The sequence below is a fragment of the Flagellimonas iocasae genome (assembly GCF_042682725.1).
GTDB classification, from domain to species: domain Bacteria; phylum Bacteroidota; class Bacteroidia; order Flavobacteriales; family Flavobacteriaceae; genus Flagellimonas; species Flagellimonas iocasae.
In genome coordinates this window covers 219035-234063 of record NZ_JBHUHU010000003.1, presented here as the reverse complement: position 1 = coordinate 234063, position 15029 = coordinate 219035, and the positions used below count along the sequence as shown (strand labels likewise).

The following is a 15029-nucleotide window of genomic DNA, read 5'->3' as shown; positions in this document are numbered from 1 at the left end:
TTCCTTTTTTGGATTGATTTAAAGTTTTTAGAAAAAATTTTAGGAGCTAAATTTTCCCTTTAAATTTTGGATCATAATCCACCATCCATTCAATGCCGTATTTGTCCCTGAACATTCCAAAATAAGAACCCCAGGGACTCTTGGAAATGGGCATTTCAATTCGTCCGCCGGCAGAAAGGCCGTTAAACAATTTGTCAGCTTCCTCTTTGCTTTCCGCGCTTATGGATATTTTGCTTCGGTGTTCATTTTCGTTGGTTCTGCCCATACTTTCGGGAACATCATTGGCCATCAAAATGTTGTTGCCAATGGGCAGGGCAATGTGCATTATTTTATGGGCTTCGTGTTCCGCTACTGGAAATTCATCACTTTCCAAGTCTTTGAACCGCATTATAGTTGCAAACTCTCCTCCAAATACGGATTTGTAAAAATTGAAGGCTTCTTCGGCATTTCCGTTGAAGTTAACGTGTGGGTTGATCAGTGCCATGGTATTCCAATTGATTTGTATACATCTAAAGTACCACTAACCTAAAACATACATCACGGGGAATCACGTCAAAAAAGAGGCGGATTGCGCCACGTATCCATTGGATCTTACTTCATAATGGTTTTTAAATGGTCATTGGAACCTGTCATTTGCCAGTGCCCCAACGTAACTGGAATGTTTCCAATGCTGTTTAGGGTATCAAAAAAGTCTTTTACCACAAAGGGTTCATCTTTTACCTCTTTGAGTTTGGCATAATCGGCCAAGGCAGTCTCCAATAAATATTTACCGGTAATATAACTGGTTCCATATCCGGGCTGGCGCAAATACAGATGTTGTTCAAAAATGAGCAACTCTTTTTCGGTTTTCATCCAACCACGAGGGGTATACTCACTATGGATTCCTCCGGCTTCCTCCATGGTCATTTCTTTGGCATGGGCGTATAAAGACCCCAAACCTCTTGCGGCGCGCTGGGCAATTAATATGTAAATGATTTCCCGGGTTCTTGGGCTATCATCATACAATCCAGCTTGCATAAACATTTCTTCCACAGCAGTTGCCGTTCCTTCGTTCCGTGAATTGTAAATGTTGTATAAAACGGGGCCTTTTCGAATCTCACTTTTGTGCGGCTCATTATCCATACGCGCCAGTTCAAACCAATGGTACGAATGGGAGTATAGCGTTCTAGGGTCGTAGTGCATGGCAATGGAGAAAAAATTACGGGTCTCCTTGGGTACAAATCGACCTAAATGTTCTCGTAGTGCGGGTTCAAAATAGGGTTTTACGGTAACAATATCCTGTTTATCCAAAAACGCAATCAAGCTTTTAGCCCCTGCATCCGCCTTTTTATCATAGGCTTCGGGCGAGTCCGCCTCCATTAATTCGGGGAGATTTCTATTATGGTGTTCCTCCAATTTTAAGGAGGACCAAGCGCGTGCAAGTTCTCGCTTTAGAAGCATGACTTCGTCATCCCAAGTCAATGGAACCAAGTTTACATTTTGTTGGAACCACGTATAATTTTCTTTCCCAATTCCTGATGGACCATTCTTTGATTTCGATTCCTCCTGTAACCAAGAGACGAGGTCATCTGTTGAGGTCAAGGCCTCATCAATAACGGAAACCAATTCCGCATCATCTTTGATGTACTCTCGCTCTTTTAACCTTGAAAGTACCCTGCTCTGTTGTTGGATGTCCCTAATCCCGGTGACCCATAAATCTTTGGCATTTCCGGTTAAATTTTTCTTGGCTTGGGAGTTTAGAGGTGCAATTACCTTTAAATCGGACAACAATCGCTGCCTTTCTTCTGTGGATAGTGGAAAAGAGTACGTCCAGAGGTCGGTTACCGCATGATGCGTTGGACCTTCATGGGCGGGGACATCACTTCGACTGATCCAAACTGTTTTGTAAAAAGCGGGATCGCGCTCCCAAGGTTTTAAAATGTGATGGTAAAAATCATATCCGTTCATTTCGGCCCAAACCACCATCCAATCCACTTTATTTTCCACGGACCAATTGGTGGTGTCAATGGATTGTAGTTTTGATTGTAATTCTTTAAAATTCGGCCATCGTTTTTCAAATGTTGCCGCCGTGTAGTCAGGTGCACCATCAAGAAGTGGTGGGTTTTCAAAGGTCCTCCACTCCTTGAACAAGGAAACCAAATCTTCGTATTTGTTGGAGGTGAAATTTACTGTTTCGCTTTGGGCTTCTGCTGATTCTTCTTTAGTGGCATTTTTACAACTGAAAGAAAGCAATACGAGTAGTGCTAGAATAACGGGGGAAGTTTTCAATGGCATGTGGTTTCTGGTTGGTTTAAAGGTTAATGTTCCAATAGTTGATGCTCATCATAAAATGAACGCTATCGAACGATGCTGAGTCAAATTCAGCATAGGCCCGTGAAGGTAATGATTTTTATAGATTCAAAACAGCCATAAGATTTTCCGATGTCACCGGTGCGGAAATATGTTGATGCACCACCTTCCACTTTGTCCCAAATTTTGAGAAGCCCACAGAAATTCTATTTTTCATGCCCCTAAGCACGGTCCCGTCAGAAGAAATAGCCCGAAAACGTATCAACCCACTTGCAAAACCAACAGTTTCCGAAGCATGTGTGACCACCATTTCAAAATCAACCTTTACCTTTTCATCTGCCAAGGAATCCAGCCAGTCTTCAATTTCCGGGCTCCACTCTTGTAAATTTTTGTAATAACCACGGTCCCACATATCAAAGGAGACCACATTCTCGTCATAAAGTGAAAGCAGTTCAGCGGCGTTTTTTTGCCAAACGGCGTTTTTATAAGCAATAAAAAAATCTTCTATATCCTTCATAATCAGGTTTTAATTCTTTTGAATTTTTCCATATCCAAATGGATGATATCCCAATGGTGTCCATCCAAATCTGCTATACTTCGGATTTGCATAAAACCCTCATCCTTCATGGGCTGGATTTCAACTCCTACTGCATTCACTCCTTTTTGGGCGATGAAATTTACCCTATCGAGGCTTTCCACAGGAAGGGTAAACTTAGCCGTGACGGAGAGTGGTGTATCCTGGGTTGTTTTTTCTGTATTGCCCTGAAATATTTCAAGGGATTGAAGCATCACATAGATCTGTTCACTCCAAACCATACATTTTTGGTCGTTGTTCGCAAACAGGGGGTAGTTGGTAAATCCCAATTCGGAATAAAACGCCATGGACGCATTTGGGTCTTTAACGGGGAGATTGATGAAAATCTGTTTCATGATTGGCTAGTGGTACCATGCTAATTTAGAATCTTTCAGCAAATATATAGAGGGGCTATACCGACGAATTCAAGGGTAAATGCGACGTATTGAATTTGTTTCCAGCATAGTTTACCCATAGGGAGCGAGAATTGTAAAAAAAATCCCCTGCACGTTGCGTGAGGGGAGTCCTTGCTTTTTGAACGAACTAGGTTTTACATGTGTTCTTTTTTGGATTGCTCGGATTCTGGTCCGTAGCGTTTCATAAATTGGTGCTGCATGGCTTCCATGTGTTTTTGCATCTGGTTCAAGTCCATAAAATCTTTTCCCAATTTGCTTTCAAAAAAGTCATCTGAAAAGAAGTGTTGGGTAAAAAGGGAATCATCAGCAAAAAAATTGTTGAAACCTTCTTCGTCAAATGGAGAACGCCCATTTGAAAAACGGGAAGTAAAAGACTGCAGCAAGCTGTCCCGGTCAATTTTGGCCAAGTTCTTGTCATAGTTGGAAGAAGACCAAGAATAAATGGAATCGTACCGGATAAGGTTGCCATCCTCATCGAATTCCCGGTTCACTTTCCAAGTTCCTTCAGGTTCTTCTTGGGCCATCTTGTCCGTGGATTCCTTTATTTGTTCTTTTTGGTGCTCTTGGCCGTGACAACTGACAATCAAGAGCAAGGTCGGTAGCATTAATAGCGTACGTTTCATATCGCTCTGTTTTAAAATTATACATCAGTTCTGGTTTTGGGGTTTCTAGAGCGAAACCACTCAAAACACTATCCTGTCAGACCGCAAAATAAATACCAAAGCGAATTTTTCGTAACCAAAAAAGCGACCGTTAATACATTTTTAAGAGTGGAAGGGGTGCAATGCAAAAATATTTAACACTCTGGATGTCAGTGTGTCACATTTAAAATGACATTATTTTTTAGTTGTCATCTCTTCAAAAAGAGTCCATTGATTGGGGTCGAGGACCACACTGTCTGGACGTGTATTGGTTTTTAACTCAAAATTTCCAGTGCGTTCATTCACTTGAATGGTTTCTAGAGTGGTCTTGCCATCTTTTACCAAACCAATTTCCAACGGAAACTGGAATACATGATGCGATTGCAATTGCTCCAGATTAAGAACGACTTTCCCTTTTTTGTATTCCCAATTCCATTTGAGCTGCGGATGTCCCTTCGTAAACAACCATTGCTGAAAAAAGTCGTCCAGCTTTTCCCCGGAAACTGCTTCCATGACATGCCGGAAATCATCTGTAAGGGCATTGCTGTTGCGGTAGATAGCATAATATTTTTGAATCCCTTTCCAAAATAAGTCATCGCCCAATTTATACCGAAGCATGTTCAACACCCATCCACCTTTTTGGTAGGTATTGGTGCTGAGCACCCGCATGGGATCCGTAATGGTTAAGTCTACAATAGGTGAGGGATTGGTTTTATAATAGGAAATAATTTCATTTCGGTCAATGGCCAATTCTTCTTTTCTACGGTCATCTCCATACACATTTTCCAGATAAAGAATGCAGAAATACGTGGCAAAACCTTCACTAAGCCACACGTGGTTCCAACTTTTCTCTGTGGCCGAATTGCCAAACCATTGGTGGGCAATTTCATGAGCAATCAGGGGTTCAACCTCGTTGTTTCCTGTGACTGAATTTTCAAAATAAGCGATGGTGCCTGCATTTTCCAGTCCACCCCACTGGGTCTTGGCCTGCATATTGGCCAATTTTGCATAAGAATATGGGCCAATGGCCCCGATAAAGTATTCCAACACCTTTCCCGCAACGGTGTAATCATTGAAGCCTTCCAATCTGTTTTGCGGATATACCCAGGCCGTAACGGGAATGTCCTGTACTTCATCCACCAGCCGACTGGCAAATTCAGTCACCCCGATGGTCATGACCTTGGTGGCAACGGGGGCTGGTTCTAGATAAATAGTTAGCTTGTATCCATTTTCAAGATTGCTCTCTTCTATTTTTTCGCCAGTAGCCACCACATCGTACTGGTCTGGGGCTGTAATTTGGAATTCCACACTTGCCTTATCATACGGGTGATCCACGGAAGCAAGCCAGTGCCGCGCCAAGTTGGGCCAATTGTCTCCAAAAAAGGAACGTTTACCAAATTTGGTGGTGTCAATGACGAGACCTCTTTCGGGAATGCCGTGATATTTTACGGTAAACGTATGGGTTTTTGCTTGGGTTTTGGGAACAATATTGATTTTGTTCTGGGCATACGTATAATTTGCTTTGAGACTGTCTTCCAAAACCTCCGTGATTTCCATTCCAAATTCCCCTGACTTTGAAACCAAATCCAAGGCAAACGGAACTGCCTTCTCTTTGAAGTTGACCGTTACCTGGGTTTCACCCTGAATTTCGTTGGAGGCATCGTTTAGGGACAGACCAAACACATAGTGTTGCACATCAACATTTTCGTTTTTGGGATATTGATCTTGGGCATTTCCAATAAAACAAATTAAAGCAAAGGCCAGAAAGAAAGGTACTACTCTTTTTTGCATGGAGGATTGACTAAACAGTTACTGGCTCAAGATACAATTTTGGTGAAGAGGGTCAGTAATTTTTTATGCGGAACTGAAAGATTGGAAAGAGGTGTTTATAAGTTCTGGTCTTTGATTAGCATCAATTCATGGTACAAATCATCAAGGTACTTTTGTTGATTGTCATCTTCCTTAAAATACCTTTGGTAATTCACGCCGCAAGATTCAACATCCAAAATATTTTCTTTATTGCATGACCAATCATCTTCATCCGCTATGGTTATTCCCAGACCGTCATCACAATTTTGCCAAAGCGCAGAGAATCGGGTTTCTTTATTTAGGGTATCGAAATCAGGATAGACCGTAAATCCCTTCATTTCTGAATTATAAAACCTTACCATTGATGTAATTGGCACTCCTCCCCAGTTTATAGTCGTTCCCTCCCTAAAAGAAATCTGAATGATATCTTTTTCATTGCGTGGTTTTTTTTGTTCCTGTTTTTCCCAAAAGTATTGTTTCTCATAAATTATTTTGGTCCCTTTTGGCAACAAGATTTTTTTTACGACTATGGGTTCAGTGACTATATAAAAAGGTCTTTTGTAGGGCTTATTCAGCGTGTACGCAGAAGAAAGTGCAAAAAGATAAACAAGTAAACCTACAATGGCTATAACCAGTATAACCCCAACAATGATTACAATTTTTTGTGTTTTCAATTTTTAATGGAAATTTTACTCCGTTATTGCAAGCTAGGAGTGAAGCTACCATTTTCGCCTTTAATATACAGCCTCAATTGACAGATGTTCACTTTGAATTGATAACTAGCTAAAAGAAAGACGAGTTTTTAGGAATCCAGTGCCTTTTCCATCTTCTGTTTGATTTCCTCCAAACATAAATTCCCTAAACTACCTTCGTGCGAATGTTCAATGTCTCGTTTCGGTTTAAAATTGCCATTTTCAATGGCCTTGCCCATGGTTTTGTAGGCATCCCGGAAAGGCATTCCACTTTTTACGAGTTCATTCAAGGTGTCCACACTAAAGAGGTAATCGTATTTGGGATCTTCCAAAATGCTTGGGTTCACCTTGATTTCCTTTAAGCTAAACGTCATCAACTCCAAACACGCCTGCATGTCCTGCAATGCAGGCACTATGACTTCCTTCACCAATTGTAGATCTCGGTGATAGCCACTGGGTAGGTTGTTGACGATCAGTGTCAATTGGTTGGGAACGGCTTGGATTTTATTGCACTTGGCTCGAATCAGCTCAAAAACATCTGGATTCTTTTTGTGCGGCATGATGCTACTTCCGGTGGTCAATTCATTGGGGAAGGAGATAAAATCAAAATTCTGGCTCATGTACAGACAAATGTCCATAGCCATTTTAGATAGGGTAGCAGCGACACTTGAAATTCCAAAGGCGGCGGCTTTTTCCACTTTACCGCGACCCATTTGGGCAGCAACCACATTGTATTTTAGGGTGTCGAAGCCCATTTCTGCAGTTGTGAAACTGCGGTCAATGGGGAAGGAGCTACCATATCCGGCGGCACTCCCCAACGGATTTTGGTCCGCCACTTTATGGGCAGCCTGTACAAAGTACAGGTCATCCACCAAACTTTCCGCATAGGCTGAAAACCAAAGTCCGAATGAGGAAGGCATGGCAATCTGCAAATGGGTGTAGCCGGGCAACAATACATTTTTGTGCTTGTCGGCCAAATCCATCAACAAGTTAAAAAGTGTTTTTATTTGATTTTTGATTTCGCTCAATTCATCTTTTAAATACAATTGCATCGCCACCAAAACTTGGTCGTTCCGAGAACGGGCGGAATGGATTTTTTTACCGGTATCACCCAATTTTTCAGTGAGGAGAAATTCAATTTTGGAGTGCATGTCCTCAAAATCATCCTCAATGGTAAATTTCCCTTTTTCGATATCCTTGCCAATGGTTCCTAAAGCTTTCACCAAGTTTTCGGATTCTTCTTCTGAAAGCAAGCCCACCTTGCCCAGCATTTTGGCATGAGCGGTGGAGGCAATGACATCATATTTCGCCAAGACCAAATCCAGTTCGCGGTCATTTCCAACGGTAAAATGGTCTATCTTTTTATCGGTACTAAAACCTTTGTCCCAGAGTTTCATAGTTTATAATTGTCATTCCCGCGAAGGCGGAAATCTGTTATCGGGTTCTCGACTCCGCTCGAACTCCTTATAAATTCTTTTTTAAAAATCCTGAAAGGATTTTAATATAAAGGTCTATGCCTTCTTCAATTTCGTTTACAAAAATAAATTCATTGGCCGAGTGCGAACGGGTGCTGTCCCCAGGGCCCAATTTCACGGATTGACAGCTTAACGCCGCTTGGTCCGATAGTGTTGGTGAACCATAGGTTTTTCGACCTAAGGCCAAACCACTTTTCACCAAAGCGTGGTCAGGGCTAATGCAGGATGAGTTGAGTCGCAGGGAGCGTGGCGTCATTTTACAGGGTGCTTCCTTTTGCAGCAAATCTGAAATTTCTTGATTGGTATAACAGTCGTTCACCCGAACATCCACCACCAAATCCACTTGCGCGGGAACCACATTGTGTTGTTTTCCCGCATTGATTTGTGTTACGGTCAATTTTACCTCACCTAGAGCCTCAGAGACTTTATCAAACGTGTAATCCTTGAACCACTGCAACACTTCAATAGTATTGTATATGGAATTGTTGTCATTGGGGTGGGCCGCATGCGAAGGTGTTCCTTCCACAACGGCATCAAAGACCACCAAGCCTTTTTCGGCAATGGCCAAGTCCATCAACGTGGGTTCGCCCACCACGGCAACATGTATTTCAGGAAGAATGGGCAACAAAGAACGAATGCTTTTTTCACCGGCATCTTCTTCCTCACCGGTAGCGGCCATAATAATATTATGGGTCAGTCCTTCCATGTCATAAAAATGGACAAAAGTGGCCAAAAGCGATACCAAACATCCGCCAGCATCATTACTGCCCAGTCCATACAATTTGCCATCCTCAATATGGGGATGAAAAGGGTCTTTGGTATAGGCACTGTTCGGTTTGACGGTATCGTGGTGTGAATTCAGTAAAAGGGTTGGTTTGGAGACATCAAAATGTTTGTTGAAGGCATAAATGTTGTTGTATTGCCGTTCCGTTTTTATCCCAAATCCCTCCAAAAAAGAAGCAATGGCATCTCCTGTTTTGTCCTCTTCACCCGAAAAGGAAGGGATGGAAATCAGTTCCTTTAAGAGTTCAATAGCTTTTTCGGTCAATATGTTTTGGTCAATTTTCATAAAGTCAATGTGGTAAAATTTGGGTTCCCTTCTTCCAGCATGCTAATATCTCCAATGCATACCTTGCTTACTTGATTTCTCAAGGCGTAGAAGCAATTGTGCATTTTGGGCAGCATTCCATCCGAAATAATGCCATAGGCTAGAAGTTCCTCATAGGTTTTGGAATTGATATGGGTAATCAGCGAATCATCATCATCTACATTTTCAAGCACTCCTTTCTTCTCGAAACAATAATATAGGGTTGTGTCGAACTGATCGGACATGGCGATGGCCACTTCGGCGGCGATGGTATCGGCATTTGTATTGAACAATTGTCCCTTTCCATTGTGTGTCAGGGCACAAAATATGGGTGTAAAGCCAGCTTGTAGCAGTTTGAAAATACCGTAGGCGTTTACTTTGTCTACATCACCAACGTAGCCAAAATCCACTTTGGTAACGGGTCTTTTGTGTGCGATTATGGCATTGGCATCAGCCCCGCTCATGCCAATGGCGTTGGTTCCGAAGGCCTGAAGTTGCGCTACGATTTGCTTACTTACCAATCCACCGTACACCATAATGGCGATTTCCAAACTTTTTTCATCGGTAATCCTTCGGCCATTGATCATTTTGGCCTCAATGCCAAGTTTGTTGCCAATCTGTGTTGCTTTTTTGCCTCCTCCATGTACCATGATTTTGTTTCCGGGCATTTTGGAAAAAAGCTCTAAAATTCGGATGAACCCCTTGTCGTCTTCAATGAGGTTGCTCCCTACTTTTACGATGGACAGTTTTTGTTTCATAACGATTCCAATATTTTTTTCAGGACAATTTGTGCTGAAAAGGTTCTATTCTGTGCTTGGTTGATCACCAACGATTGATTTCCATCCAAAACGGCATCTTCCACAACAACATTTCTCCGCACCGGAAGGCAGTGCATAAACTTGGCTTGTCCCAATTTTTGTTGTGTCATGGTCCAGTTTAGGTCTTGATTGAGCACCTTACCATAATCATTGTAATTGCTCCAGTTTTTTACATAAACAAAATCGGCATCCTTTAGCGCTTTATCTTGATCATACTCAATTTGGCAGCCTTTGGTGATGTTGGGGTTGAGTTCGTACCCTTTGGGGTGGGTGATGATAAATTCTGCATCCTGTAACTTCATCATTTGTGTGAATGAATTGGCCACAGCATGAGGCAAAGCTTTGGGGTGGGGCGCCCAGGACAAAACGACTTTGGGTCGTGATTTTTTGTTGTGCTCTGCTAAAGTTATGGCATCTGCCAAGGCCTGCAAAGGATGACCAGTAGAACTTTCCATATTTACCACAGGAACTGATGCATATTTTGCGAAACCGTTCAAAACTTCCTCAGCTTCATCTTTTGCTTTGTCCTTTAAATCGGGAAAAGCACGGATAGCGACAATATCACAATATTGGGAAACCACCTGGGCAGCTTCCTTAATGTGTTCGGAAGTACCTTGATCCATGATGGCACCGTCCTGGTATTCCAAAATCCAGCCTTCATTGCCAAAATTCATGATCATCACTTCCATTCCCAAGTTCATGGCGGCCTTTTGCGTGCTCAAACGCGTCCGTAAACTATTGTTGAAAAACAACAGGCACACCGTTTTATGTTTCCCCAAATCTTCAAATTGATAGGGGTTTTGTTTTAAGGTAATTGCTTCGTCCACCCAATCGGGGAGGGACTCAATATCGTTAACAGTTAAAAAATGCTTCATTTTAATGCGTTTTGCAGGGCGTCAAAAAATAGGTCTACATGTTCCTTAGTGATGTTCAATGCAGGTAAAAACCGCAATAACTTCTTGTTTTTGGCACTGCCGGTAAAAATATGTTGGTCATATATCAGTTTTTTTCTGAGGTCGGCCACTTCAAAATCAAATTCAAGGCCAATCATCAATCCGCGACCTTTTACGTTCTTGATTTCTGGAATGTCTTGGGCCTTTTCCCTAAAATAGGCTCCCAATTCATCCGCATTTTTAGTGAGTCCTTCACTTTCCAGTACTTCCAAAACTGCCAAACTTGCTGCGCAGGCCAAGTGGTTTCCTCCAAAAGTGGTTCCCAAAAGACCATAGGATGGTTTAAAGGTCTCATGAATCAACACACCGCCAACCGGAAAGCCGTTGCCCATTCCTTTTGCAATGGAAATGATATCGGGTTGAATTCCATGGTGCTGAAACGCAAAGAATTTTCCGCTTCTTCCATACCCAGATTGAACTTCATCTGCAATCAAAACAACTTGATGCTTCTTACATTTTTCTGCAATGAATTGATAAAACTCTGTGGTAGGCTCATCCAATCCACCCACACCTTGAATAGCTTCCAAAATCACGGCACAATACGCATCCGAAGCAATGGCTTTTTCAAAAGCCTCAAAATCATTCAATGGTAGAAATGTAACCGCCTGCTGCTTGTTGATGGGTGCATTGATGCTTGGATTGTCCGTAGCGGCAACCGCGGCCGATGTCCTTCCGTGGAAACTGTTGTTAAACGCAATGACCTTGGATTTTCCCGTGTGGAAGGATGCCATTTTCAATGCATTTTCATTGGCTTCCGCACCCGAATTGCACATAAAAAGGTCATATTCCTCACAACTGGATAGCTGGCCCAACTTTTCGGCCAATGCCTCTTGAATCGGATTTTGGATGGAGTTGCTGTAAAAGGCAATCTTGTCCAGTTGGTCCTTGATTCGTTTTACATAATGTGGATGGGTATGCCCAATGGAAATCACGGCATGACCGCCATAAAAATCCCAATATTTTTGTCCTTTATCATCCCAAACCTCAATGCCTTTTGCAGACACAGGAGTGACATCATAAAGCGGATATACATCAAATAATTTCATTTTTTTATTTTTTACACCCCTAAAGTCCCCTCAAGGGGACATTTTAGGTTTATCCTTTTTTGATTTGGCTGATTTTTTCAAATGAGCTCACAATACCTCGAATAAGCGAGGAGCTCAATCCTTGGTGTTCCATTTCATTCAATCCCTCGATGGTACAACCTTTGGGAGTGGTCACCCTATCAATTTCTTCCTCAGGGTGACTACCGGATTCAATGAGAAGACTGGCCGCCCCATTACAGGTGTGCATGGCCAATTCCTGGGCTTCCTTGGCATCAAAACCCAATTGAATGGCTCCTTGTGTTGTGGCACGAATCAAACGCATCCAAAAGGCAATTCCACTGGCGCAGATAACGGTGGCCGCTTGCATTTGTTCCTCAGGAATCTCCATGGTGTGACCCATTCGGTTAAAAATAGCCTTGGCCAAATCGATTCGTTTTTTGCCGAGTTCATTGCTGCAGATGCAGGTCATGGATTTCCCTACCGAAATGGCGGTGTTGGGCATACTGCGAATGATGAACTTATCGGAACCGATAATGCCTTCGATTCTTGGAATACCAAAACCGGTAATGGTACTGATGATGACGTGTTTTTCGGTGAGCAAGTCCTTTGTTTTCTCCAAAATGGAGGTAAAATGCCCCGGCTGCACTGCAAAAATGAGAATGTCGGAGTTTTTCACCGCCTCTTCGTTATCCGAAGTGACCGTAACATTCCCGTATTTTTCAAAATCCTGAATGGATTTGGTGTTTCGCTTGGTGAGGTACATGGTGGTGGCACCGTTGCTGTGCAAAATTCCTTTTGCAATGGCCATACCCAAGTTTCCTGCTCCTATGATTGCTATTTTCATATGTCGTTTTGTTTGTCATTCCTGTATAGGCAGGAATCTAATTTAGTTTTACCCTTCGACTTCGCTCAGGGTACATTCACTTAAAAAACTCCTGCTTTTAACAATAGACCTTCGGTTTCAGGGAAACCAAACATCAAATTCATATTTTGTACGGCTTGCCCCGAGGCTCCCTTCAATAAATTATCAATGGCTGAGGTGACCAAAATCAAATCTTCATGTTTGTGCAAATGAATGTGACATTGATTGGTGTTCACCACTTGCTTCAAATGGATTTCCTCATCAGAAACATGGGTAAAGACAGCATCAGCATAAAAATCTTTATGGAGCTTTTTGGCTTCTTCCAACGAACCTTCAAAAGAAGTATAGGCCGTAGCCAAAATTCCTCTAGTGAAATTCCCACGTGTAGGCAAAAACAATAATTTTCCAACCGCATTTCCGTAGGAATCCAAACTTTCGCCTATTTCTCCCAAATGTTGGTGGGTAAAAGGTTTGTACCACGAAAAGTTGTTGTTCCTCCAGCTAAAATGTGAAGTTGATGACAATCCAACCCCTGCACCCGTACTTCCGGTCACCGCGTTGATGTGGACATCGTTACTAAGTAAGTCAGCCTTAGCTAAAGGCAACAATGCCAGCTGAATGGCAGTGGCAAAACAACCTGGATTGGCGATGGCGTCGGCGGATTGAATCTCCTCCTTATTCAATTCTGGCAATCCATACACAAAATGCTTTCCATCAAAAGTGGCATCATCTTTTAGTCTGAAGTCGTTGCTCAAATCGATGATCTTGGTGTTGTTGGAAAAGGTATTTTCCGTTAAAAAGGATGTGGAATTGCCATGCCCCAAACAAAGAAAAACGACATCCACGTTTGGATTGATTTGTCCCGAAAAAGCCAAATCGGTCAATCCCAATAAATCTTGGTGGGCTGAGGTGATTGGTTTTCCTGCCCTTGTTGTGCTGTACACAAAGTCGATTTCGGTTTCAGGATGGTTCAATAACAATCGAATAAGTTCCCCTCCTGTATACCCAGAACCGCCTATGATTCCCGCTTTTATCATATATTTTCTTTTTGTCATTCCCGCGAAGGCGGGAATCTTATCCAGTTACTTCTCGCCCTTCGACTCCGCTCAGGGTGACTCGACCTAATATTATTTTTGCTCTTGGTTTACGTGGTTTGCAATTTTCCCTGAATTGGACAGAATTTTGATGAAACCTTTGGCATCATCGGTGGTCCAACCTTTGTTCATTTCCCCATAACTTCCGAAGGAAGCATTCATCAAATCATGGTCTGATGCAATTCCGTTCAATTCAAATCGGTATGGGTGAAGGGTTACAAAAACCTCCCCGGAAACGTTTTTCTGTGTATCGGCCAAAAAGGCTTCGATGTTTCGCATCACCTCGTCCAGATAATTTCCTTCGTGCAATAGCATACCATAAAAATTGGCCATTTGCTCTTTTTGGTACTGTTGCCACTTGCTCAAGGTGTGTTTTTCCAATAAATGATGCGCCTTGATGATGATCAAAGGTGCAGCGGCCTCAAAACCTACTCTTCCTTTAATTCCGATAATGGTATCACCAACGTGGATATCCCTTCCAATGGCATATTTGGAGGCAATGGCCGCCAGTTTTTCAATATTGGCCACAGGCGTATCCTGTTCGCCATCCAAAGCAACGAGTTCCCCTTTTTCAAAGGTCAGTTTTAATTCTTTGGGCAATTCTTTTTCCAATTGGCTTGGGTAGGCTGTTTCGGGTAAGGAAAGATGCGATGTCAAGGTTTCTGAACCACCCACCGATGTTCCCCACAGTCCTCTGTTGATGGAATACTTGGCTTTTTCCCAAGAATAATCAATACCGTTTTGCTGTAGGTAATTGATTTCTTCCTCGCGAGCCAATCGTTTATCTCGAATTGGGGTGATGATTTCAATTTCTGGTGCCAAGATTTGAAAGATCATATCAAATCGAACTTGGTCATTTCCCGCCCCGGTGCTACCATGGGCGATATATTGTGCGCCAATTTTTTTGGCGTGATTTACGATTTCAATAGCCTGAACAATCCGCTCCGCACTCACAGAAAGGGGATAGGTGTTGTTCCGAAGCACATTTCCAAAAATGAGGTATTTCACCACTTTTTCATAAAAATTAGAAATGGCATCGATGGAGGTATAGGATGTTGCCCCCAAGGCAAGCGCTTTTTGCTCAATCTGTTGAATTTCAGCTTTGCTGAAACCACCCGTGTTGACGCTAACGGCATGTACTTCAAATCCTTCTTCTTTGGACAAATATTTGGCACAATACGAGGTGTCCAACCCACCACTGTAGGCTAATACTAATTTTTTCATTCAAATTTATTTTTTCTCCCAAAAGCGGGAATCCTTGTTTTATCAATAG

The 15029-nt window shown here is 42.4% G+C and carries 15 protein-coding genes; all 15 read right to left on the bottom strand.

Annotation, left to right across the window (positions count from 1 at the left end):
• Positions 1-46: 46 nt before the first annotated feature.
• On the bottom strand, positions 47-484 hold the full coding sequence (locus ACFSJE_RS08345; protein ID WP_379830532.1) for a VOC family protein: 438 nt from the start codon (positions 482-484) through the stop codon (positions 47-49).
• A gap of 107 nt (positions 485-591) precedes the next feature.
• Positions 592-2274 (bottom strand): hypothetical protein, encoded by a 1683-nt coding sequence (locus tag ACFSJE_RS08340; RefSeq protein ID WP_379830531.1) that lies wholly within the window; start codon positions 2272-2274, stop codon positions 592-594.
• A 115-nt stretch (positions 2275-2389) separates the two neighbouring features.
• Complete coding sequence (locus ACFSJE_RS08335) at positions 2390-2806, bottom strand: YybH family protein (RefSeq protein ID WP_379830530.1); 417 nt, start codon at positions 2804-2806, stop codon at positions 2390-2392.
• 2 nt (positions 2807-2808) lie between these two features.
• On the bottom strand, positions 2809-3219 hold the full coding sequence (locus ACFSJE_RS08330; protein ID WP_379830529.1) for a VOC family protein: 411 nt from the start codon (positions 3217-3219) through the stop codon (positions 2809-2811).
• A 194-nt stretch (positions 3220-3413) separates the two neighbouring features.
• On the bottom strand, positions 3414-3902 hold the full coding sequence (locus ACFSJE_RS08325; RefSeq protein WP_379830528.1) for a hypothetical protein: 489 nt from the start codon (positions 3900-3902) through the stop codon (positions 3414-3416).
• Positions 3903-4115: 213 nt separating this feature from the next.
• Positions 4116-5711: a M1 family metallopeptidase gene (locus ACFSJE_RS08320; protein ID WP_379830527.1), complete on the bottom strand. Its 1596-nt coding sequence runs from the start codon at positions 5709-5711 to the stop codon at positions 4116-4118.
• A 95-nt stretch (positions 5712-5806) separates the two neighbouring features.
• A complete protein-coding gene (locus tag ACFSJE_RS08315; RefSeq protein ID WP_379830526.1) occupies positions 5807-6403 on the bottom strand; it encodes a hypothetical protein in 597 nt (198 codons plus the stop codon).
• A 128-nt stretch (positions 6404-6531) separates the two neighbouring features.
• Positions 6532-7818: an argininosuccinate lyase gene (argH, locus tag ACFSJE_RS08310; protein ID WP_379830525.1), complete on the bottom strand. Its 1287-nt coding sequence runs from the start codon at positions 7816-7818 to the stop codon at positions 6532-6534.
• Between the two features lie 67 nt (positions 7819-7885).
• Entirely contained in the window at positions 7886-8965 is a 1080-nt protein-coding gene (locus ACFSJE_RS08305) for a M20 family metallo-hydrolase (RefSeq protein ID WP_379830524.1), read from the bottom strand.
• Complete coding sequence (gene argB / locus ACFSJE_RS08300) at positions 8962-9741, bottom strand: acetylglutamate kinase (protein WP_379830523.1); 780 nt, start codon at positions 9739-9741, stop codon at positions 8962-8964. Before argB ends, ACFSJE_RS08305 begins: the two co-directional genes overlap by 4 nt.
• A complete protein-coding gene (locus ACFSJE_RS08295) occupies positions 9738-10676 on the bottom strand; it encodes a Rossmann-fold NAD(P)-binding domain-containing protein (protein ID WP_379830522.1) in 939 nt (312 codons plus the stop codon). Before ACFSJE_RS08295 ends, argB begins: the two co-directional genes overlap by 4 nt.
• Positions 10673-11800 carry an aspartate aminotransferase family protein gene (locus ACFSJE_RS08290; protein ID WP_379830521.1) on the bottom strand — a complete coding sequence of 376 codons (1128 nt, stop codon included), beginning with the start codon at positions 11798-11800 and terminating at the stop codon, positions 10673-10675. The genes ACFSJE_RS08295 and ACFSJE_RS08290 overlap by 4 nt, the downstream gene beginning before the upstream one ends.
• A gap of 49 nt (positions 11801-11849) precedes the next feature.
• Positions 11850-12644 (bottom strand): pyrroline-5-carboxylate reductase, encoded by a 795-nt coding sequence (proC, locus tag ACFSJE_RS08285; RefSeq protein ID WP_379830520.1) that lies wholly within the window; start codon positions 12642-12644, stop codon positions 11850-11852.
• Positions 12645-12724: 80 nt separating this feature from the next.
• A complete protein-coding gene (argC, locus tag ACFSJE_RS08280; RefSeq protein ID WP_379830519.1) occupies positions 12725-13699 on the bottom strand; it encodes an N-acetyl-gamma-glutamyl-phosphate reductase in 975 nt (324 codons plus the stop codon).
• Positions 13700-13789: 90 nt separating this feature from the next.
• The gene (argG, locus tag ACFSJE_RS08275) at positions 13790-14980 is read right to left on the bottom strand and encodes an argininosuccinate synthase (protein WP_379830518.1); all 1191 of its coding nucleotides are present in this window, start codon (positions 14978-14980) and stop codon (positions 13790-13792) included.
• Positions 14981-15029 lie beyond the last annotated feature (49 nt).

What these genes read in the sequence shown, in the direction of transcription:
- ACFSJE_RS08340 (WP_379830531.1), bottom strand. Translation starts at nt 2,274, where the DNA reads ATGCCATTGAAAACTTCCCCCGTTATTCTAGCACTACTCGTATTGCTT.
- ACFSJE_RS08345 (WP_379830532.1), bottom strand. Translation starts at nt 484, where the DNA reads ATGGCACTGATCAACCCACACGTTAACTTCAACGGAAATGCCGAAGAA.
- ACFSJE_RS08305 (WP_379830524.1), bottom strand. Translation starts at nt 8,965, where the DNA reads ATGAAAATTGACCAAAACATATTGACCGAAAAAGCTATTGAACTCTTA.
- ACFSJE_RS08320 (WP_379830527.1), bottom strand. Translation starts at nt 5,711, where the DNA reads ATGCAAAAAAGAGTAGTACCTTTCTTTCTGGCCTTTGCTTTAATTTGT.
- argC (WP_379830519.1), bottom strand. Translation starts at nt 13,699, where the DNA reads ATGATAAAAGCGGGAATCATAGGCGGTTCTGGGTATACAGGAGGGGAA.
- ACFSJE_RS08330 (WP_379830529.1), bottom strand. Translation starts at nt 3,219, where the DNA reads ATGAAACAGATTTTCATCAATCTCCCCGTTAAAGACCCAAATGCGTCC.
- ACFSJE_RS08290 (WP_379830521.1), bottom strand. Translation starts at nt 11,800, where the DNA reads ATGAAATTATTTGATGTATATCCGCTTTATGATGTCACTCCTGTGTCT.
- ACFSJE_RS08295 (WP_379830522.1), bottom strand. Translation starts at nt 10,676, where the DNA reads ATGAAGCATTTTTTAACTGTTAACGATATTGAGTCCCTCCCCGATTGG.
- argG (WP_379830518.1), bottom strand. Translation starts at nt 14,980, where the DNA reads ATGAAAAAATTAGTATTAGCCTACAGTGGTGGGTTGGACACCTCGTAT.
- proC (WP_379830520.1), bottom strand. Translation starts at nt 12,644, where the DNA reads ATGAAAATAGCAATCATAGGAGCAGGAAACTTGGGTATGGCCATTGCA.
- ACFSJE_RS08335 (WP_379830530.1), bottom strand. Translation starts at nt 2,806, where the DNA reads ATGAAGGATATAGAAGATTTTTTTATTGCTTATAAAAACGCCGTTTGG.
- argB (WP_379830523.1), bottom strand. Translation starts at nt 9,741, where the DNA reads ATGAAACAAAAACTGTCCATCGTAAAAGTAGGGAGCAACCTCATTGAA.
- argH (WP_379830525.1), bottom strand. Translation starts at nt 7,818, where the DNA reads ATGAAACTCTGGGACAAAGGTTTTAGTACCGATAAAAAGATAGACCAT.
- ACFSJE_RS08325 (WP_379830528.1), bottom strand. Translation starts at nt 3,902, where the DNA reads ATGAAACGTACGCTATTAATGCTACCGACCTTGCTCTTGATTGTCAGT.